The following is a 17911-nucleotide window of genomic DNA, read 5'->3' on the forward strand; positions in this document are numbered from 1 at the left end:
GCCCTCAGCACATCGCCGGCCCGGCCCACCAGCCGCTCATCAGGCTGTCGGGCTTCACCGGCGCGCAGACGCGGGCGCTGCTTTCCCAGGACTCCACCTGCACGTCCAGCCCGGCATACACGCCATAGCCGTCGCCGGCACGAATCCCCTCGCCGGCCTGCAGGCTCTCGCCGGCCCGGATGGCCGCCTCGGCACGGATCAGGCCGCCCGCCTTGATGCCCCAGCCGGCTTCCAGATGCATGCCGGCCTCGATCGAAGCACCTGCGACGATTCCCTGATCCACACGCAGATTCGTCGCCACGCTGATGCCGCCGCCGGCCTGCAGGCTCTTGCGGCAACGCAGTTCGCCTTCGCAGCGCAGATCGGCGCCGATGCCGGCATTGCCCTCCACCCGCATGCACCCTTCGCAGCGCAGGTCCCAGCCCACGCGGAGCTCTCCCGCGCAGCGCAGATCGCCCAGCGCATCCACGCCCCAGCCCACGCGCATGTCGCCACCGACATCGGCATGGCTTTCCGCCCGCACGCCGCCTTCCACCCGCAAGTCGCCACCGACGATCAATTCGCCGCCGACGCGCACACCGCCCCCTGCCCGCAGATCGCCGCCGACGTATAGCCTGCCTTCGACATCGACGTTGCCCCGCACTTCCAGCGTGCCGGCGAACACGATCGCATCGGCCTCGACCGCGTCGACGACACGCAGCTCACCGGTCGGGCCGAACTGCTCGAGCAGCCAGCAGGCATCGCCCACCCGCCCAGCTGCCACCATCCGGTCGAGCAGTTCCTGGTAGTTGCCGCCTTCGCCGAACTGGCGCACGAACCAACGGAATCCGTCGGTGCACGGGCGCTTGGCCCGGACGAAGCTTCTTGTAATAACCATGACATCACCCATGTGCAAGTTCCTCGCCGCGCATCGCGCGGCATCGTGACTGCAGCCTGGGCGGGAAGTGTCCCGTTCGAATGTGTCGGTATTCCGGAGGAAGCCCGGAATCGAGAGGCGGAGGGAAAGAAACCCGGCGTCCCCGCACTGGCTGCACGTTGATCAGGACGCGCGCTGGGCGCGCCCTGGGCAAGGTGCCGTGCGGGGTGGCCCGGGATCAGCCCCGGTTCCGGCCCCGCACGGCCCGGGAAAGCACGGCGGGAGACCCTGCCACCTTGAATGACAGCGCGAGCATGAGCCCGCGCTGGAAGGGAGGAACGGCCCGTCTGCGGCCCACGCGGCAGCCCGCGTCATGGGACGCGGACGCAAGCTCGTCGGGGCGGAAGGCATTCATGGCAGACGGACGGTGCGGGAAAGCAGACCGGGATTATAGGCCACATTACGCGCGCGCCCAAACGCGGCGGCCCGACGGCGTGGCGGGGCGCTCGCCGCCGTCAGCCAGCAGATCAAGGCGCTGGAGGCGTTTCTTGGCGTAGCGCTGTTCCACCGCCACGTGCGCGCGCGCCGACCACGGCGCCGCGATGCTGCCCGGCATCCGCCAGGGCTTCGACTGCCTTGCCGCCGCGGTGCAGGGCACGCGCCGCGCCGCTGCCGCCCTCGAACGCTGGCTGCTGGCCGAAGCGGCCTGCGCCGCACCTCACCGATGAACGCCATATCGGTGTACCGTATCGAAAACATGGCACAGCACACAGCGCGATTGCGCCGTCATCCTCGCTCCAGGAGTCTTCCATGCCCCTCGCCGCGCCCACGTCCCGCTTCGACGCCGCAGCCTACCTCGACTGGGAAGCCCACCAGCCCGAAAAGCACGAATACCTCGCCGGCGAGGTATTTGCGATGGCCGGCGCCTCCAGGGCGCATGCAACCATCGCCCTGAATGTCGCAACGGCCTTGCGCAACCACCTGCGCGGAGGGCCGTGCAGTGTGTTCATCTCCGACATGAAGCTGCACGTACAGGCCGACGACGCCTTCTACTACCCGGACGTGTTCGTCACCTGCGCCGAGTCCGACCGCGTGCAAGACCAGTACATGAGCGCCCCCAGCCTGGTGGTGGAAATCCTCTCGCCATCCACCAGCGCCTATGACCGGGGCGGCAAGTTCGCCTCGTACCGCAAACTGCCCACATTGCGCGAATACGTGCTGATCGATCCCGAGCGCCTCAGCGTCGACCTGTTCCGCCGCCACGAAGACGGCCACTGGATCCTCTACCCCGCCGAGGCCGGGCAGACGGTGGCGTTCGACAGCGTGGGCCTGAGCCTGCCCATCGAAACCCTGTACGAGGACGTGGACCTGCAACCGGGGCAGGCGGCGCGCCACCCATGAAGCCCAGCCACATCCGCAGTAGCAACGCCCCGGCCTGATCGGAGACTCACCCCGCCCTGCACGAGCAGAACCGCCTCTCCACCCGATGATGGCTCGCCACCGCGCACAGCAGGCCCAGCGTCCGCCGGAGGCAAGTGCGGCTGGCCAGCCGCGGGCCTCGTCCCAGGGGGAGTCTGGAAGGCATCACCGGGCCAGCCCCTTGCTCAAGCGTTCGGGAGCTTCCTCGGCCCGTCCGAGTGCGCTTTCAAGCACGCATTCGCTCAACGAACGGCGCTGCGCCTGCGCGGCTGCGGCAAGGGTGTGCTTGGCCTCCCCCGTGAGACGAAGATCGAGCTTTTCGGTGCGAGTGATGCGTGCGGTCAAGACAACTCCCATGCTTGCACGGAAGCTATCCAATGGCATAATCCGCCCACACAATGACATTGTACTTCGATGCCCGCCACGCCCTACGACGGCCTGTACAAGCTGCTCTTCTCGCACCCGCCGATGGTCGAAGCCTTGCTGCGCGGCTTCGTACACGAGGACTGGGTCGCACAGCTCGACTTCGCTACGCTGGAAAAGCCCAACGGCCACTACGTCAGCGAAGAACTGCTGCAGCGCAGCGACGACATCCTGTGGCGTGTGCGCCTGAACCTGGCCGACGGACAGCAGGAATGGCTCTACCTGTTCCTGCTGATCGAATTCCAGAGCAAGGCCGACCCGTGGATGGCGCTGCGCCTGCTGACCTACGTCTGCCTGCTGTATCAGGACTTGATCAAGAGCGGGCAGGTGAAACCGGGCGGCAAGCTGCCGCCGGTGTTCCCGGTGGTGGTCTACAACGGCAAGGCCAGATGGCAGACCAGCGTCGAAGTCGCCGATCTGATCGCCGCGCCCGACAGTCTGGCGCGCTGGAGCCCGCGCTTCCGCCACCACCTGCTCGATCAAGGGCGGGTGCCGGAAGATGAGCTCAAGCCACTATCCGACAACCTGATGGCCCGCCTGATCGAACTGGAAACCCAGCTGCCCCATCATCCAGCCATGCTCGACACGACCCGGGCGCTGATCCGGCTGCTCAAGGGCCCCGGCTTCGACAGCCTGCGCCGCGCCTTTACGGTGTTCTACAAGCACACTATCCTGTCGAAACTGAATCCGGGCCAGACGGCTCAAATGCCCGAGACTTTGCAGGAGATCGACACCATGCTGGCCGAACGCATCGACGAATGGATGGAGGGCCTTCGCCAGGAAGGGGCGCTCAAGGGCGAACAAAAAGGGCGCGAGGAAGGCAAACAGAGTGAAGCCTCCCGGATGCTGGGTCGCCTTCTACGTCTGCGTTTCGGCGCCTTGCCCGGCTGGGCGGAAGCACGGTTGGCGCAGGCACCGCTGGAGCTGCTGGAGGGCTGGATCGAAGCGGTGCTGACCGCGGAGAGCCTGGAAGGGGTGATCGGGCCGGAGGGCTGAGACCGCTCAGATGGCGACCGGACAGCACCTCGGCATCTGCGCCAGATTCAGCCACGCTCCGCAATAACCCTGCTCCGGTAAAACCGCCTCTCCACCCCATAAAAACTTGCCGCGCCACACAGCAGCCCCAGCCCGCCGCCGACGGCGAGGATGGCAGACCAGCTCTCCCAACCCAGCTCGCGCAAGGCGCGCATGCCCAGATAGTGCCACAGGTAGAAACCGTAGGACATTCGCCCCAGCCAGGCGAGGCGGGACACGATCAGCAGCACACAGCCGCTGGCAACACCTTATGTCACTTTTGCCGAACCCTGCACCACACCGCGGAACAATGCTTCAAGCGTGTTTTGCGGCTGCACGTCCAGTATCACGCCATGGACATTCTCGATGGCGAGCAGAGCCCGGCCGAGTTCGGTACGCGGGAACAAGCCTTTCCACACGCGGCCGGCGTCGTGCTCGAAGCCCGGCAGCCCCGTATCGCCGAGGTAACGCACTAGCATCGTATCCTGGCTGGCCAACAGGTCGGCCACGCCTTGCTGGGCGCGGACCTTGCCGCGATCGATCATGACGAAATGATCAGCCAGGCGTTCGACGTCGTGCAGGATATGAGAACAGAAGAACAGGGTCCCGCCCGCCTGGCGGTATTCCTGCATCAGATCAGCGACCTGGCGCCGGCCGATGGGGTCGAGGCCGGACATCGGCTCGTCGAGCACCAGCAGCTTGGGCTGGATGGCGAAGGCATGAGCGAGCGCGGTGCGCTGCGTCATGCCCTTGGACAGATTGCGGATGCGCTTGTCGGCCGCGTAGGCGATGCCGAGTTTGTCCAGCCAGAGCCCAGTGCGACGGATGTTTTCCGGGCCGCCGATGCCATGCAGGCGCAGGCCGCTGCTGACGACCTCGCGCGGGGTGAGCTGTTCGTACAGATAGGGGTTCTCCGGTACATAGCCCACGCCCAGGCGCGATTTCGGATCGTCGGCTGGCCGACCCATCAGGCGGGCCTCGCCGGCGTCGGCGCGCAAGGCGCCGAACAGGATCTTGATCGTCGTGCTCTTGCCCGCGCCGTTCTGGCCGATGAAGCCGACCGACTGGCCCAGCTCCACGGCAAAGCTCACGCCATCGAGCGCCCACACGGGCTTGCCCTTGAGCTTGAAAGATTTGTCCAGACCGCTGACTTCGATTGCCTTCATTGCTGTTTCTGCTTCGTCATGTGATCCGCCAATTGCACCTGTCCACCGGCATCCAGCACGTAGCCCGCGCCGAGGGGGTCGTCCGGCAACGCCTGCAGCGCGCCGTATCCGATCAACTGCTCGATCTGCCGGGGCGTGCCGCCGTGGCGGCTGCGGTAGTCGGCCACGGCCTCGCGCAGCGCCAGCAGTCCTTGCAGGCGCCGGTAGCGTGCCGAGACCAGGGCGCGGAAGTTTTCGTCACGGCTGTCCTCGAACATCTTTTCGAGGATTTCCATCGCCACACGCGGATCATCACCACGCTCGTACCAGGCTGATGCCATGGCACGCAGCGCGGGGGCATTGCGCGGATTGCGCGTGGCGGCGATTTCCGCCCACTGCCCGGCTTTCGCCATGTCGCGTTCGAAGTACATGGCATTGAAGGCATAGTAAAAGGCTGGCCACATGTCCCACTGACGGGCATTGCTGGCGCGCAGCAGCACGTCCTGACCGGCCTCTACCTGACCGTTCCACGGCAACATCGCGGCGGCCAGGTAGTAGTTGTCTTCGTGCAGGGGATTGAAGAACGCTGCGTCCATTTGGAGCTGGCCTTGTACCCGATAATTCTCTTTCTCGCGCGTATGGCCGTCGGCAACGATGCTACGAAACACATTCAAATTCGCTGCCAACCAGGGGTCGCCGGTGGAATAAGCCAATTGAACCAAGCGCGGCAGACGGACCCGCAGTAAATCGTCGCTGTCAACTCTAGGGTAGTCGCGCAGTTGCAGGTTGGCCCACGAAAACACTGTCCAGCCGAGAACGCAGACGCACAATAGACGTAGTACCGTCATACTTGTGTTCTCAAGTGAAATCTCGGCGCTGGAACAACACGTTTGCCAAGGCCAGCATCGCGGTGACATAGGCCAACGCCATCGCTACGGCCCACAGCATGGGCTCGGGCGTGGGCGGCACGTCGTATAGCGTGAATGTGCGCCAGTCGAGTCGTGACAGATCGGGAAGCCACATGAAAGTGTATTCCACTATCGGCCCGAACAGTCGCGCCTGCTCGGGGTCGGCCGCGCGGCCGTCACGCAGAAAATCAAAAGTCGTACCCAAGCCGCGAGCAGCTAGTGCAAACGCCAAGCCCATCAAGAAGGGTAGAAAAGGTGTTGTGGACAAACTGCACAGTAATACTGAAAAGGCCAACACGACAAGAAGATCCAGCCAGATACCCAGCATTGCCAACGCATAGCGGTAGTCCAACTGCGGCATCGTTAACTGAACATAATCCCAGTTTGCCAGGCGCAAGACCAGCCACAAGGCCATGCCCAAAAGCAAGGTTGCGCCGGCGCAGAGCAGGGCCAGCGTGGCAAAACGCGAAAACAGGAATTGACCACGGGTATACGGGTAGGCCAGCATGAAATAGACGGTCTTGCGTTCAATGTCCTGCCCTAACAGCAGTTGCACCCACATCAACGCAAGCAACAACAACACCAGACGCAGCCCGGAAAAGCCTACGTCGAGCCCCACCGTCATTGGCTGGCGACCGGAGAAGGCGGAAGCCAGCAGTGCTCCTCCAATCACTGCGAGCCCCAATAACAGCAGGGCACGAGTGGCATTGAGACGCAGCCCGGTCAACAGGCCGTTACGGATCAACTCAAACATATGGGTGTTGGACGTATCCTGCGAGTCGAAACGAAAACCCCCTCCGTCGGGAGGGGGCTGGCGATACGACATACAATGGCGTTACGGAGGAGTGCAGCCGTTCTCGGTATCCGGAGTAAAGCGTGCGTCCAATGCATCAACCATGGCACCGGCTGCTTTGGCATCTGCCGCCGGCAATGGATCGCCGCAGGGGGCGACGCTGCCGCCATCGCTGTGTCCAACATAGACGTTGCGCCCCAGAACACTGACCGCCCCTACCGTCATCCAGCGGCCATCGACGCTATCCTCCGCCGCCGCCAGGATGACGTTGGCCGACAGCGAGAAATCGAAATCCTGCTTGACGAAATTTCGGTCTCCACGATCATCAGCAACAGTATAAGTCCAGTTCGTTGCAACCGAGGATGCAGAATCAGCTGTCTTAGCCGAGTCGCCAGACGACATATCAAATTCTTCACGATCTGTTGTTTGGGCCATCACAGAGGCCGCCATCGTAGCCATCACCATTCCAAGTAGAATCTTTTTCATTCTATTTCTCCAGATTAATATTATGAATTAATTTCAATTTGAGTTGGCGATGCCAGCGGTCAGCACATTGCGGTCGTCGGACTGCGCCGACTTGTCGTGGCCCTTGGCCTGGTATTCGGTGAATTGCGGAATGGCGATGGCAGCCAGAATACCGATGATCGCGACGACGATCATCAATTCGATCAGGGTGAAGCCCTTTTGCACCATTTTCATTTTGTGCTCCTGGTTGGTTGGAATGCCGAGGGTGTTCGGGCTGTAATGCGCTCGCCACCTTCTGGCTTTCCTATCGCAACTGCCGTGCCAGCCCGTAAGAAAATCGAAAAAGCTTTTTTCCGTTAAATAGATCACACCACGCTCCTCCCCTTTCTCACCGACCCGTGACAAGAAGGTGTGACACCGCCAGCGGTGTCACTGGTCGGCGTGACAGAACGCGACGGCTGTTTTCCCCCCGAGCCGTCTCCCATTACACTCGCGGACAGATGTGCAGGAGGGTGCCGTGCCGGATGCCGCACGGCCTTACCTGCTCCTGTCTCGACATACTGCCCGGAGTATTCTCATGTCCTTCATCAGCCTCAACACCGCCGCCTCGCTGACGGGCCTGAGCAAACGCACGCTATGGCGCCGTATTGCCGCCGGTAACCTCATGGCATTTACGGGGGAAGCGGGGGGGGGGGCAACCTCGAAATAACCCGTGTAAAGCTCTCCGAGGTGGCGCTGTGGACGCGTTTCAAGCTGGAGGACGAGGACGTCGAATGCGTGCTGGCGGCGGATGAAGGCGACATCGAGGCGCAGTGCGATCTGGGCCTGTTGCTGCTGTCGCACGGCATGGAGGCGGAAGCCTACGGCTGGTTCAGCAAGGCCGCACGGCACTTTCACGCCGAGGCGATGCAGTGGCAGGGGCGCTGCCTGATTTCCGGCTGGGGGACCGAGGCCGACCGCGAGGCCGGCATCATGTGGCTCCGTCGCGCCGCCGCCCGCGGCCATGCCACTGCCAGCCACATGGTGGCCTGGCTCGACGCCAACCCGGAATCTGCCCTGGCGGGCGCCGAGCTGGAAGCTGTGCTGGACCGCATCGAACAGAAGGTGATTCTGGGGGCGCTGAAGGAGACGGCGGACGGGACGAATTGAGCAGCGTCAGCGGATTGCAAAGTCGCGGGTAGTCCATCGGGCATGCGCTCATACCAACAACCCACCTCTTTTGGCATGAGCGCGGCCGCAGTGGGAAAACTGAGTGAGTACGGAGCCGCCGAAGTGTCCGTTACTTCAAGGACGGGCTATCTCCCTCCAGCTCGACATCATCGACCCGCGTGCCGTCGAGCGTCTGGATCAGCGAGAACAGGCGGCGGTAGAACGTCGGGCTGGTGACGGTTTCCTCACCGATCTTGACCAGCGACTCCTTGGCCGCCGTCCAGGGCAGCGAGATGGAGCCGAGGCCGGTGACACTGAGGCCGGTGCTGGTCGAGCTCGATTTCAGCGCATAGCGCGTCTGCAGCGCATTGGCATAGATCACCGCGCCGACGTTGCTCGGCAGGCACACCAGCGTGATGTTGAGCGTGACGCCTTCGTCCGGCGTGGGCTGGAACAGCTTCTCGCCCCTGATCCGCACCATGTCCGTGCCCTCGATCCGGTAGCCCTGGCTCAGCAGGGCGCGCTTGCCGAGCTCGCACGCCTCGGCGGGCTCGCGCGTGCTCCAGGTGGCGAACGGAGATTCGTGCTGGAAGGTTTCCATGTCATACACCGGCGGCGGCGAGGAGCAGGCCGCGATCAGCAGAACGGAAACACCAGCAAGGGAAAGGCGAAGGGCGGCTGGGGGCATGGACGACTGCAGGGCTCTTCGAGCAGGACGGATACGAATGGTAAAACATCGCTTATCCCCGGTACATGCGCAAGCCTTCCACGAAACAGCCCCATACATTTCCGGGCGGATCGCCGCCGGGCTGAAAACGAGGGGCGGGCAGACGGGCATTTCGGCCCATGCGGGCGCAAACACGGTGGAACATCCCCCTTCCGTGGGCTAACATGCGCGGCCGTTTCCGCAGCATCGGCCCTGCGCCGCCCTCCTCCATGCATGCTCCCGCCCGCGCCTGCGGCATCGACTTCGGCACTTCCAACTCCACCGCCGGCTGGCTGTGCGGCCCGCTGCGGCTCCGCTGCTGGCGCTCGAAGACGGCAGGCCGACGCTGCCGTCGGCGGTGTTCTTCAATGCCGACGAAGACACGACCCATTTCGGTCGCGACGCGCTGGCGCAGTACCTCGAAGGCTACGAGGGCCGTCTGATGCGCGCGCTGAAGAGCCTGCTCGGTTCCAGCCTGATCGACGGCCAGACCGAGGTCCAGGGTCGCGCGCTGCACTTTCGCGACCTGCTGGCCGCTTTCATCGGCGAACTCAAGCAGCGCGCCGAAGCACAGGCCGGCCGCGGCTTCGACCATGCGGTGTTCGGCCGTCCGGTGCATTTCGTCGATGACGACGAAGCCGCAGACCGCAAGGCGCAGGACACGCTGGAAGCGATCGCGCGCCAGGTCGGCTTTGCCGAAGTCAGCTTCCAGTTCGAGCCGATCGGCGCCGCGCTACACTACGAGCGCTCGCTGTCGGGCGAGGAGCTGGTGCTGGTCGCCGACATCGGCGGCGGCACGGCGGACTTCTCGCTGGTCCGGCTGTCGCCCGAACGCGCCCGCCACGACCAACGCGGCGAGGATCTGCTGGGCAATGCCGGCATCCACATCGGCGGTGCTGATTTCGACCGCGCCCTGAGCCTAGACTGCGTGATGCCCCTGCTCGGCCACCGCGGCCTGATGAAGAACGGCGCCCACGTCCCGGCCAGCCTGTATTTCCAGCTGTCGACCTGGCACACCATCAACGCGGCTTACAGCCGCCAGGCCTGGAACGATTTCCAGAACATCTACCGCGATGCCGCCGAGCGCACCGGACTCGACCGCCTGGCACGCTTGCTGAGCCGGCGCGAAGGCCACTGGCTGGCGCTGCAGGTGGAGCAGGCCAAGATCGATCTATCGACCGCAGCCGCGGCGGCCCTGGATCTCGGCCGGCTCGAAGACGGGCTGCGGCACACGATCATGTCAGCGGACTTTGCCGCCGCAACGGCGGCGCTGGTGGAACGTGTCGGCGGCTGCGTGGCACAGCTGCTCGGCGATGCGGGCATCCGCCGCGAACGGGTGGATACGGTGTATTTCACCGGTGGCGCCAGTGGCGTGCCGCAGTTGCGTGCCCGCATCGCCGCCGAACTGCCGTCGGCACGCGCCGTGGAAGGCGATCTCTACGGCAGCATCGGCGCCGGCCTGGCGGTGGAAGCTGCGCGCCGCTACGGTTGAAGGTTCTTTGCTGCCGTCAGACGGAGTTGGTCGGGCCATAAAGAGCTCGCATTGCCTGCCCGACAGGAACAGTGGCAACGCCTTCCGTGCTACTGACCAACCGCCAAACGCACCGGCTTGCCGATACGGCTCAACATCTCAACCAGCGTATCAATGGTAAATTTGGACGTCTTCTTGTTCACCACATCTGAAACGCGCGGCCGGGACACCATCAGGATGTCCGCCGCTTCCGCCTGCTTCAGGTGATGCTGCTCGATCCACGCCGCCAGTTCGTCCATGAGTTGTTCCTTGAGCTGTTTGGTGTCGTTGATCTGTTTCTTCGACGCCAGATGCAGCCGTTCGGCTTCTTCGATCGAGAAGCCCAATTCCAGAAACAGATTCGCACCCGGCTTGGTCACATGGCGGATTTCGGTGTCGATCTTCATGGTTTGCGTTTCCTCTCGTTGACGATGGCGCGGTAGCGAGCCTCGGCGATGCGCTTGTCCTGCTGGCTCGTCGCCCGCGTCTTTTTCTGGAAACAGTGCAGGACGTACACGGCTTCCTCGAACTTGGCGACGTACATCACCCGGAACGCACCGCCAGCTTCCCGAATGCGGATTTCGCGGGTGCCAGCACCCACCTCATCGAACGGCTTCCAGTCTTCCGGCTCCAGGCCCACCTGAACCTTACCCAACTGAAACCCCGCCTTCCTGCGGGCCTCGACAGGAAAGGCCAATAGATCGTCATAGGCCGACCCAATCCAGCGAATCTCCTGATCCATCATGTGCCGTCCGTATAAAATTTTATACCGGAATGACGACCCATGCCACCTATACCCAGATGCCTGGCCAGCTGCAGCACCGTCATCGACGGAGGGCACATCAGCACGATGTCATCATCACTGGCAGATTATGCCATTAGGGATTTTTGTGCAAATGCCGATCAGCCAGAGACAACAATGGAGCCACAGGGGTAAAGCCGCAGATGCTCCCTTCACGCCGTACGTGCTCATCCGCCACTTGCCGCAGACCGTGCCGATGGCGGACACTCAGCGTCATGGATACCTCAGCCTCTCCCTCGGCCGTCCGCTATCCGCTCGCCATCATCGGCGCCGGCGCGCTCGGCCTCACGTTTGCGGCGCGCCTTGCCGACGCCGTCCCGGTCGCGGTGATCGCGCGCGACCGCCCGCGTGCCGAAGCCTTGCGCCAGGGGGTTCCCGTAGGCGCCCAACTGCGGCAGTTGGACATGTTCGGGCCGGACGAAGCGCCCGAGGCGGACTGGGTGATCGTGCTGGTCAAGACGGGCGACACCGCCACGGCTGCGGCCACGGCGCTGGCGATGCGGCCCCGGGGCGTGCTGTCGCTGCAGAACGGGCTGGTGGAAGACCTGCTGCCCGCCGCCGGCCCGGCGCTGCTGGTCGGCCAGGGCGTGAGCACCGAAGGCGCTTGGCGCGATGCGCACGGCGTGCACCCGGCCGGCGCCGGCGAGACGCTGTTGCCGCCCGGCTTCGAACCGGTTGCCGAATTGCTGGTGGCCGCAGGCTTCGTCGCCCGCGTGGCACCGGACATTGCCGCCGCGCGGCTGGCCAAGCTGCTGGTCAATGTCGCCATCAACCCGCTCGCGGCGCTGTTCCGCGTGCCCAACGGCGCGCTGCTGCAGCCGCCGCACCGCCTGCTGCTCGACACCCTGGTGCACGAGGCCTGGCCGGTGCTGCATGCGCGGGGGCTGGCGCTGGACGAGGCCGCCGCCCATGCCCGCGTCCATGCGGTGGCGACGGCGACGGCCGGCAACCGCGCCAGCATGCTGCAGGACGTGCTGGCCGGGCGGCGCACCGAGATCGACGCCATCACCGGCGTATTGCTGAAGCTGGCGGATGAAGCCGGCCTCGAGCTGCCGGTCCATCGCGCCATCTACACGCTGATCAGGGCCTTGGAAGGCAGCGCCGCTCCGTAGCCGAAGCGCTCAGCGGATGCCGCCCATGCACAGGTACTTGATCTCGACGAAGTCCTCGATGCCGTAGCGCGAGCCTTCGCGGCCGATGCCCGACTCCTTGATGCCGCCGAAGGGCGCGACCTCGGTCGAGATGATGCCTTCGTTGATGCCGACGATGCCGTATTCCAGCGCCTCGGCGACCCGCCATACGCGGCCGATGTCGCGGGCGTAGAAGTACGCCGCGAGGCCGAACTCGGTGTCGTTGGCCATGCGGACCGCTTCTTCCTCGGTGTGGAAACGGAACAGCGGTGCCACCGGGCCGAAGATTTCCTCGCGTGCCACCCGCATGACCGGCGTCACGTCGGCGACGATGGTGGGTTCGAAGAAGGTGCCGCCGAGCGCATGGCGCCTGCCGCCGCAGACCAGCCGCGCGCCCTTGTCGAGCGCATCGGCGAGCAGGATCTCGACCTTGGCGACCGCGTCCTCGTTGATCAACGGGCCTTGCTGGACGTCGCCCGACAATGCCGGGCCGACCTTCAGCTTCGCCACCGCTTCGGCCAGCTTGGCGGCGAAGGCGTCGTAGACGCCGTCCTGCACGATCAGGCGGTTGGCGCAGACGCAGGTCTGGCCGGCATTGCGGTACTTCGAGGCCATCGCGCCCACCACCGCGGCATCCAGGTCGGCGTCGTCGAAGACGATGAAGGGCGCGTTGCCGCCGAGTTCGAGCGACACTTTCTTGACCGTGTCGGCGGACTGGCGCATCAGCAGCTTGCCGACTGCGGTCGAACCGGTGAAGGAGATCTTGCGCACCAGCGGGTTGGCAGTGAGTTCGCCGCCGACCTCGGCCGCCCTCGCGGTAGGGACGATGTTGAGCACGCCCTTCGGCAGGCCGGCACGCTCGCCCAGTTCGGCCAGCGCCAGCGCGCACAGCGGCGTGTCCTCCGCCGGCTTGATCACCATCGTGCAGCCGGCCGCCAGTGCCGGGCCGGCCTTGCGCGTGATCATCGCGATCGGGAAGTTCCACGGCGTGATCGCCGCCACCACGCCGATCGGCTCCTTGACCACGACGATGCGCTTGTCCGCGCCGTGCGCCGGAATCACGTCGCCGTAGATGCGCTTGCCTTCCTCGGCGAACCATTCGAGGAAGGAGGCGCCATAGGCCACTTCGCCGCGCGCTTCGGGCAGCGGCTTGCCCTGCTCGAACTCATCAGCAGCGCCAGGTCTTCCTGGTGCGCGAGCATCAGTTCGCACCATTTGCGCAGCACGGCGGCGCGTTCCTTGGCGGTGCGCGCCCGCCATGCCGGCAGGGCGGCAGCGGCGGCCTCGATCGCCTGCCGGGTTTCGGTCCGCCCCATGTCCGGCACGCTCGCCACGACGCGGCCGTCGGCCGGATTGTTCACGTCGAAGCGGGCGCCGTCGGCTGCGTCGCGCCAGGCGCCGTCGATATAGGCTTGGGTGCGCAGCAGCGCGGAATCGGTCAGTTGCATGGCACGGCCTCCGTTGATTGGTGTGTCCCGTCGCTGATGCGGACTCAGCGCCTTATTCGTACCGGGTTGCGCGCTCGACACGGCGCTGGCGCACGCCTTCGGCAAGCGTGTCCAGCACCTTCACGCTGTCCTCCCAGCCGATGCAGGCGTCGGTGATGCTCTTGCCGTATTCGAGTTCCTTGCCCGGCACCAGGTCCTGGCGCCCCTCGGCAAGGTGGGATTCGACCATCACGCCGATGATGCGGTCCTCGCCGGCGGCGAGCTGGCGGGCGACGTCGTCGGCGACCTCGATCTGCAGACGATGCTGCTTGCGGCTGTTGGCGTGCGAGAAGTCGATCATGACCTTGCCCTGCACGCCGCTGGCGGCGAGTTCCTTGCATGCGGCATCGACGCTGGCGGCATCGTAGTTGGGCGCCTTGCCGCCGCGCAGGATGACGTGACAGTCCTCGTTGCCGCGGGTGGTGACGATGGCCGAATGGCCGGCCTTGGTCACCGACAGGAAGTGGTGGGGCGACTGCGCGGCCTTGATCGCATCGACCGCGATGCGGACATTGCCGTCGGTGCCGTTCTTGAAGCCGACCGGGCACGACAAACCGGAAGCGAGTTCGCGATGCACCTGGCTTTCGGTGGTGCGCGCGCCGATCGCGCCCCAGGAGATGAGGTCGGCAATGTACTGCGGCGTGATCATGTCGAGGAACTCGGTGCCGGCCGGCAGGCCGAGTTCGTTGACCTCCCACAGCAGCTTGCGCGCCAGGCGCACACCGTCGTTGATGCGGTAGCTGTTGTCGAGGCCGGGATCGTTGATCAGCCCTTTCCAGCCCACGGTGGTGCGCGGCTTCTCGAAATAGACGCGCATGACGATCAGCAGGTCGTCCTTCAGGCGGTCGGCCTCGGCCTTGAGCCGGTTGGCGTACTCCATCGCCGCTTCGGGATCGTGGATCGAACACGGGCCGATCACCACCAGCAGACGGTCATCGGCGCCGAACAGGATGCGATGGATGGATTGGCGCGCCTCGTAGGCGACGGTCGCCGCCCTGGGCGTGGCCGGGAACTCGCGCAGCACGTGCGCCGGCGGCGCAAGCTCCTTGATTTCCTGGATGCGGACGTCGTCGATGTGGATCTTGGTGGAAGCGGGCATGGCAAAAACTCGGCATCTCTGGCTGGAAACAACTTGTGATTCTAGCTCGCATTTCCCGCAACAGGCGGAGCAGATACAGCGCCCGGTCTGCACGCCTTATCCCAAATGCGTGATCTTTTCCATGACTCGCCATAGTTTGTCGCCAATCCGGCGCATCGGCATGTCACATACGTGAACTGTTGTGGGATCATCGTCGGTTCGATCGGGTAGGTGAAACTCATGGGTGAGAAATGGTGCTGACTGTGCTCGGACACCGGCCGAAATGCCGAGCCCTCTGTGTGGCGGGATTCGTGGCATCGTGCTGTATGCCGCTGCAGGCAGGCGCGAGCGAGGACGTGCTGCGCCTGTTGCCGCTGTCGCTCGAAGAACTCATCCAGACGCCGATCGTCACCGCCTCGCACCGCGTCGAGCGACGCGACGACACACCCGCCCACGTCATCGTGATCACCCGCGAACAGATCAGGGCCCGCCGCTATCGCGACCTGGGCGAGTTGCTGAGCGACCTGCCCGGCGTCGATTTCATGGCGGGCAGCCGTTCGTCGATCTTCAACAACTTCAGCCTGCAGGGCTTCAACAGCAACAACCAGTTGCTGATCATGCTCGACGGCGTCCGCGTCGATGACCCGGCCGGCGGCAAGATCGCCGTGGCCCGCAACTTCTCGCTGTACATGGCACGCCAGGTCGAAGTGGTCTATGGGCCGGCGGCGGCGCTGTACGGCGCCGACGCGGTGGCCGGCGTCATCAACATCATCACCGACCAGGGCGAGCAGGCCGGCGACAACTGGGCTTCGGTGGGTGCGGGACGCTTCGACAGCCGCGAAGCGCAGTTCCTGCTCACGCTGAAGCCGGCCGAGGACGTGCGCTTCACCCTGGGCGGGCACAAGCAGCGCAGCGACCGTGCGCCGCTCGACCACTACTATCCGGATGATTTTCCCGCGGTGGATGCGCAGGATTACGACGGCACGATCGTCGTACCGGCACAGGCCCGCCACCGCCACATCGATGGCATCGAAAGCCACAGCCTGTTCGCCCGCGCCGACCTCACCGAACATCTGACGCTGGGCTACTACCGCAACGGCTTCGGCCAGCCGACCAGCACGGGCGACCGTACCGACATGGCCCTGTACGACCGCCATGCGCGCTGGGAAACGACCTCCGAAACCCTGTATGCGCGGGCGCGCTTCCAGTTGACGGAGGACATCGAGGGCCGCCTGCTGATCGACTATGCGCGCCAGGAAGCCGACCCCCACTCCAACTACCTGAACAAATACACCGGCTTCGGCGCGCGCGGCTACAACTATGCCAAGGCCACCCGCACCGGCATCCGGCCCACGCTCCACTGGCGCATCGACGCCGCGCACGACCTGCAGATCGGCATCGGCTACCAGGATTACGAGGCCATGCTGACGCCCAACCTGCCGCGCCCCTACCGACGATCGCTGGGGACGCACGGCCAGGGCCTGAGCTATGCCAACACCGATCTGCCGATTCCGATCCCGTCGGCAAGCCATCACAACGAATTCGGCTACCTGCAATGGCAGGCGCAGTGGACGCCGCAGTTCACCACCATGATCGGCGTGCGCCACGATCGCCACTCGGGCTACGGCAGCAGCCTCAACCCGCGCCTGGGCGCGGTGTGGCAACCCGCGGACCGGCACGTCTTCAAGCTGTCCTACGGCGAAGCCTTCCGCGCGCCCTCCTACGACGAGTCGCTGTCGGCATACGGCGCCTTCAGCGGCGCCCGGGATGCGGAAGGACGCTACATCGGCAAGGGTTTCCGCGCACCGAACGGGAAGCTCGAAGCCGAACGCGCACGCACGCTCGGCCTGACCTGGGACTGGCGCCCGACACCATCGCTGAACCTGGTCACCCATCTGTACCACAGCCACATCAACAACCTGATCGCCACGCTCAACGAGAAGGTGTCGACGCAGTACATCCCCGGCGCGGTGTTGAGCGAAACCACGATCAAGGGCAATGCGGGCAAGGCCCACCACACCGGCCTCGACATCAGCGGCCAGTGGCAATTCCGCACCGCCGGCGCCTGGCACGGCGAAGTGTGGGGCAGCCTGAGCTACATCGACGGCACCCTCCAGACGGGCGACGACGCCCGGCACTGGGACCTGCCCTATGTCGCGAAGCACAAGTTCAAGCTCGGCAGCACCTGGCGCTACGGCGACACGCTGACGATCACGCCGCGCCTGACCTGGGTCGGCAAGACCACCACCGGGCGCAGGAATCCCGCGCGGCCGGGCCGTCACCTGACGGCCGACGCCTGGTGGGTCGCCAGCCTGCACCTGGGCTGGCATCGCCTGCTGGACGGGCGCGCCACGCTGTGGCTGGACATCGACAACCTGTTCGACCGCCGCTACAACGTCGCCCACGGGGCCGCCGACAGCACCCTGCTGACGATGCCGCAACAACCGCGCAGCTGGATGGCGACGCTGGAGTACCGCTTCTAAATGTGGCGGCGATACGCGCGCGCCCTTGCCGGCCTGCTTGCCGGACTGTGCTGCGGACTGGCCGCGGCACAGCCGCCGCCCCATGCCGCTTCGGAACAGGCCCTGAAGGCCGTCCTGCTGTTCAAGCTGCCGCTGTTCGTCTATGAACCGCCGCTCGAAGACGCCCCCTCGCCGTCGATCTGCCACCTGGGGAGAAGCGGCCTGGAAGACGCGCTGGCCCAGCTGCAGCGCTCCATCACCGACGAACGCACGTTCAGCGTGCGCTACCTGGACGATGCCGCCCAGGCCGCCGACTGCGACATGGTGTTCATCGGCAACTCCGAACGGCACCGCCTGGGGGCCATCCTGTCGCAACTGCACCGGCGCCCGCAGGTGACGGTGTCCGACATCAAGGGTTTCGCCCAGTCCGGCGGCATCGTCGAACTGCTCGTCCGGAGCGAGGGCACGGGCATCGACATCGTGATCAACCAGCGCGTGGCACGCGAACGGGGCGTCAGCTTCAGCGCCCAGCTGCTGCGCCTCGCCCGCCCTCCGGGAGACTAG

19 protein-coding genes and 3 pseudogenes are annotated in these 17911 nt (G+C 65.2%); 9 read left to right on the forward strand and 13 right to left on the reverse strand.

What is annotated here, in order from left to right; translation table 11 throughout:
* Positions 1-4: 4 nt before the first annotated feature.
* A complete protein-coding gene (locus AAFL97_RS15195; RefSeq protein ID WP_341647179.1) occupies positions 5-877 on the reverse strand; it encodes a hypothetical protein in 873 nt (290 codons plus the stop codon).
* 581 nt (positions 878-1458) lie between these two features.
* Here AAFL97_RS15195 and AAFL97_RS15200 point away from each other — a divergent pair.
* Both AAFL97_RS15200 and AAFL97_RS15205 read left to right on the forward strand, forming a co-directional pair.
* Positions 1459-1584 carry a hypothetical protein gene (locus AAFL97_RS15200; RefSeq protein ID WP_341645634.1) on the forward strand — a complete coding sequence of 42 codons (126 nt, stop codon included), beginning with the start codon at positions 1459-1461 and terminating at the stop codon, positions 1582-1584.
* 82 nt (positions 1585-1666) lie between these two features.
* Complete coding sequence (locus tag AAFL97_RS15205; RefSeq protein ID WP_341645635.1) at positions 1667-2257, forward strand: Uma2 family endonuclease; 591 nt, start codon at positions 1667-1669, stop codon at positions 2255-2257.
* 183 nt (positions 2258-2440) lie between these two features.
* Here the strand turns inward: AAFL97_RS15205 and AAFL97_RS15210 are convergent, their stop codons facing one another.
* Entirely contained in the window at positions 2441-2620 is a 180-nt protein-coding gene (locus tag AAFL97_RS15210) for a type II toxin -antitoxin system TacA 1-like antitoxin (RefSeq protein ID WP_341645636.1), read from the reverse strand.
* A gap of 69 nt (positions 2621-2689) precedes the next feature.
* On the opposite strand from AAFL97_RS15210, the gene AAFL97_RS15215 reads away from it, so the two are divergent.
* Positions 2690-3694, forward strand: coding sequence for an Rpn family recombination-promoting nuclease/putative transposase (locus AAFL97_RS15215; protein WP_341645637.1), 1005 nt, complete (start codon positions 2690-2692; stop codon positions 3692-3694).
* Between the two features lie 47 nt (positions 3695-3741).
* On the opposite strand, the gene AAFL97_RS15220 is transcribed toward AAFL97_RS15215, so the two are convergent.
* The 6 genes and pseudogenes from AAFL97_RS15220 to AAFL97_RS15245 form a co-directional block, all read right to left on the reverse strand.
* On the reverse strand, positions 3742-3963 hold the full coding sequence (locus tag AAFL97_RS15220) for a hypothetical protein (protein WP_341645638.1): 222 nt from the start codon (positions 3961-3963) through the stop codon (positions 3742-3744).
* 18 nt (positions 3964-3981) lie between these two features.
* Complete coding sequence (locus AAFL97_RS15225) at positions 3982-4878, reverse strand: ABC transporter ATP-binding protein (RefSeq protein ID WP_341645639.1); 897 nt, start codon at positions 4876-4878, stop codon at positions 3982-3984.
* Complete coding sequence (locus AAFL97_RS15230; protein WP_341645640.1) at positions 4875-5705, reverse strand: hypothetical protein; 831 nt, start codon at positions 5703-5705, stop codon at positions 4875-4877. The genes AAFL97_RS15225 and AAFL97_RS15230 overlap by 4 nt, the downstream gene beginning before the upstream one ends.
* Positions 5706-5715: 10 nt before the next feature.
* On the reverse strand, positions 5716-6519 hold the full coding sequence (locus tag AAFL97_RS15235; protein WP_341645641.1) for an ABC transporter permease: 804 nt from the start codon (positions 6517-6519) through the stop codon (positions 5716-5718).
* 81 nt (positions 6520-6600) lie between these two features.
* Positions 6601-7044 (reverse strand): hypothetical protein, encoded by a 444-nt coding sequence (locus tag AAFL97_RS15240; RefSeq protein WP_341645642.1) that lies wholly within the window; start codon positions 7042-7044, stop codon positions 6601-6603.
* A 102-nt stretch (positions 7045-7146) separates the two neighbouring features.
* Positions 7147-7257, reverse strand: a pseudogene (locus AAFL97_RS15245) (prepilin-type N-terminal cleavage/methylation domain-containing protein); the annotation flags it as partial.
* Between the two features lie 343 nt (positions 7258-7600).
* Between AAFL97_RS15245 and AAFL97_RS15250 the strand changes: the two are divergent.
* Together AAFL97_RS15250 and AAFL97_RS15255 are read left to right on the forward strand one after the other, a co-directional pair.
* The gene (locus AAFL97_RS15250; RefSeq protein ID WP_341645643.1) at positions 7601-7732 is read left to right on the forward strand and encodes a helix-turn-helix transcriptional regulator; all 132 of its coding nucleotides are present in this window, start codon (positions 7601-7603) and stop codon (positions 7730-7732) included.
* A gap of 20 nt (positions 7733-7752) precedes the next feature.
* Positions 7753-8172: a tetratricopeptide repeat protein gene (locus tag AAFL97_RS15255; RefSeq protein WP_341645644.1), complete on the forward strand. Its 420-nt coding sequence runs from the start codon at positions 7753-7755 to the stop codon at positions 8170-8172.
* Between the two features lie 130 nt (positions 8173-8302).
* On the opposite strand, the gene AAFL97_RS15260 is transcribed toward AAFL97_RS15255, so the two are convergent.
* On the reverse strand, positions 8303-8860 hold the full coding sequence (locus AAFL97_RS15260; RefSeq protein WP_341645645.1) for a DUF2242 domain-containing protein: 558 nt from the start codon (positions 8858-8860) through the stop codon (positions 8303-8305).
* Between the two features lie 248 nt (positions 8861-9108).
* On the opposite strand from AAFL97_RS15260, the pseudogene AAFL97_RS15265 reads away from it, so the two are divergent.
* Positions 9109-10370: pseudogene (locus AAFL97_RS15265) on the forward strand (Hsp70 family protein).
* A gap of 89 nt (positions 10371-10459) precedes the next feature.
* On the opposite strand, the gene AAFL97_RS15270 reads toward AAFL97_RS15265, so the two are convergent.
* Positions 10460-10795 (reverse strand): helix-turn-helix domain-containing protein, encoded by a 336-nt coding sequence (locus tag AAFL97_RS15270; protein WP_341645646.1) that lies wholly within the window; start codon positions 10793-10795, stop codon positions 10460-10462.
* On the reverse strand, positions 10792-11133 hold the full coding sequence (locus tag AAFL97_RS15275; RefSeq protein ID WP_341645647.1) for a type II toxin-antitoxin system RelE/ParE family toxin: 342 nt from the start codon (positions 11131-11133) through the stop codon (positions 10792-10794). Before AAFL97_RS15275 ends, AAFL97_RS15270 begins: the two co-directional genes overlap by 4 nt.
* Before the next feature lie 272 nt (positions 11134-11405).
* On the opposite strand from AAFL97_RS15275, the gene AAFL97_RS15280 reads away from it, so the two are divergent.
* Positions 11406-12302 (forward strand): ketopantoate reductase family protein, encoded by an 897-nt coding sequence (locus tag AAFL97_RS15280; RefSeq protein WP_341645648.1) that lies wholly within the window; start codon positions 11406-11408, stop codon positions 12300-12302.
* 9 nt (positions 12303-12311) lie between these two features.
* Here the strand turns inward: AAFL97_RS15280 and gabD are convergent.
* Both gabD and aroG read right to left on the reverse strand, forming a co-directional pair.
* Positions 12312-13768, reverse strand: a pseudogene (gene gabD, locus AAFL97_RS15285) (NADP-dependent succinate-semialdehyde dehydrogenase).
* A gap of 52 nt (positions 13769-13820) precedes the next feature.
* A complete protein-coding gene (gene aroG / locus AAFL97_RS15290) occupies positions 13821-14906 on the reverse strand; it encodes a 3-deoxy-7-phosphoheptulonate synthase AroG (RefSeq protein ID WP_341645649.1) in 1086 nt (361 codons plus the stop codon).
* A 305-nt stretch (positions 14907-15211) separates the two neighbouring features.
* Here aroG and AAFL97_RS15295 point away from each other — a divergent pair, with 305 nt between their 5' ends.
* Together AAFL97_RS15295 and AAFL97_RS15300 are read left to right on the forward strand one after the other, a co-directional pair.
* The gene (locus AAFL97_RS15295; RefSeq protein ID WP_341645650.1) at positions 15212-17368 is read left to right on the forward strand and encodes a TonB-dependent receptor plug domain-containing protein; all 2157 of its coding nucleotides are present in this window, start codon (positions 15212-15214) and stop codon (positions 17366-17368) included.
* Positions 17369-17911 carry a YfiR family protein gene (locus tag AAFL97_RS15300; RefSeq protein ID WP_341645651.1) on the forward strand — a complete coding sequence of 181 codons (543 nt, stop codon included), beginning with the start codon at positions 17369-17371 and terminating at the stop codon, positions 17909-17911.

The organism is Thauera sp. SDU_THAU2 (genome assembly GCF_038260575.1).
Classification (GTDB): domain Bacteria; phylum Pseudomonadota; class Gammaproteobacteria; order Burkholderiales; family Rhodocyclaceae; genus Thauera.

What these genes read in the sequence shown, in the direction of transcription:
- AAFL97_RS15195 (WP_341647179.1), bottom strand. Translation starts at nt 877, where the DNA reads ATGGTTATTACAAGAAGCTTCGTCCGGGCCAAGCGCCCGTGCACCGAC.
- AAFL97_RS15200 (WP_341645634.1), top strand. Translation starts at nt 1,459, where the DNA reads ATGCTGCCCGGCATCCGCCAGGGCTTCGACTGCCTTGCCGCCGCGGTG.
- AAFL97_RS15205 (WP_341645635.1), top strand. Translation starts at nt 1,667, where the DNA reads ATGCCCCTCGCCGCGCCCACGTCCCGCTTCGACGCCGCAGCCTACCTC.
- AAFL97_RS15215 (WP_341645637.1), top strand. Translation starts at nt 2,690, where the DNA reads ATGCCCGCCACGCCCTACGACGGCCTGTACAAGCTGCTCTTCTCGCAC.
- AAFL97_RS15225 (WP_341645639.1), bottom strand. Translation starts at nt 4,878, where the DNA reads ATGAAGGCAATCGAAGTCAGCGGTCTGGACAAATCTTTCAAGCTCAAG.
- AAFL97_RS15230 (WP_341645640.1), bottom strand. Translation starts at nt 5,705, where the DNA reads ATGACGGTACTACGTCTATTGTGCGTCTGCGTTCTCGGCTGGACAGTG.
- AAFL97_RS15235 (WP_341645641.1), bottom strand. Translation starts at nt 6,519, where the DNA reads ATGTTTGAGTTGATCCGTAACGGCCTGTTGACCGGGCTGCGTCTCAAT.
- AAFL97_RS15240 (WP_341645642.1), bottom strand. Translation starts at nt 7,044, where the DNA reads ATGAAAAAGATTCTACTTGGAATGGTGATGGCTACGATGGCGGCCTCT.
- AAFL97_RS15250 (WP_341645643.1), top strand. Translation starts at nt 7,601, where the DNA reads ATGTCCTTCATCAGCCTCAACACCGCCGCCTCGCTGACGGGCCTGAGC.
- AAFL97_RS15260 (WP_341645645.1), bottom strand. Translation starts at nt 8,860, where the DNA reads ATGCCCCCAGCCGCCCTTCGCCTTTCCCTTGCTGGTGTTTCCGTTCTG.
- AAFL97_RS15270 (WP_341645646.1), bottom strand. Translation starts at nt 10,795, where the DNA reads ATGAAGATCGACACCGAAATCCGCCATGTGACCAAGCCGGGTGCGAAT.
- AAFL97_RS15275 (WP_341645647.1), bottom strand. Translation starts at nt 11,133, where the DNA reads ATGATGGATCAGGAGATTCGCTGGATTGGGTCGGCCTATGACGATCTA.
- AAFL97_RS15280 (WP_341645648.1), top strand. Translation starts at nt 11,406, where the DNA reads ATGGATACCTCAGCCTCTCCCTCGGCCGTCCGCTATCCGCTCGCCATC.
- aroG (WP_341645649.1), bottom strand. Translation starts at nt 14,906, where the DNA reads ATGCCCGCTTCCACCAAGATCCACATCGACGACGTCCGCATCCAGGAA.
- AAFL97_RS15295 (WP_341645650.1), top strand. Translation starts at nt 15,212, where the DNA reads ATGCCGCTGCAGGCAGGCGCGAGCGAGGACGTGCTGCGCCTGTTGCCG.
- AAFL97_RS15300 (WP_341645651.1), top strand. Translation starts at nt 17,369, where the DNA reads ATGTGGCGGCGATACGCGCGCGCCCTTGCCGGCCTGCTTGCCGGACTG.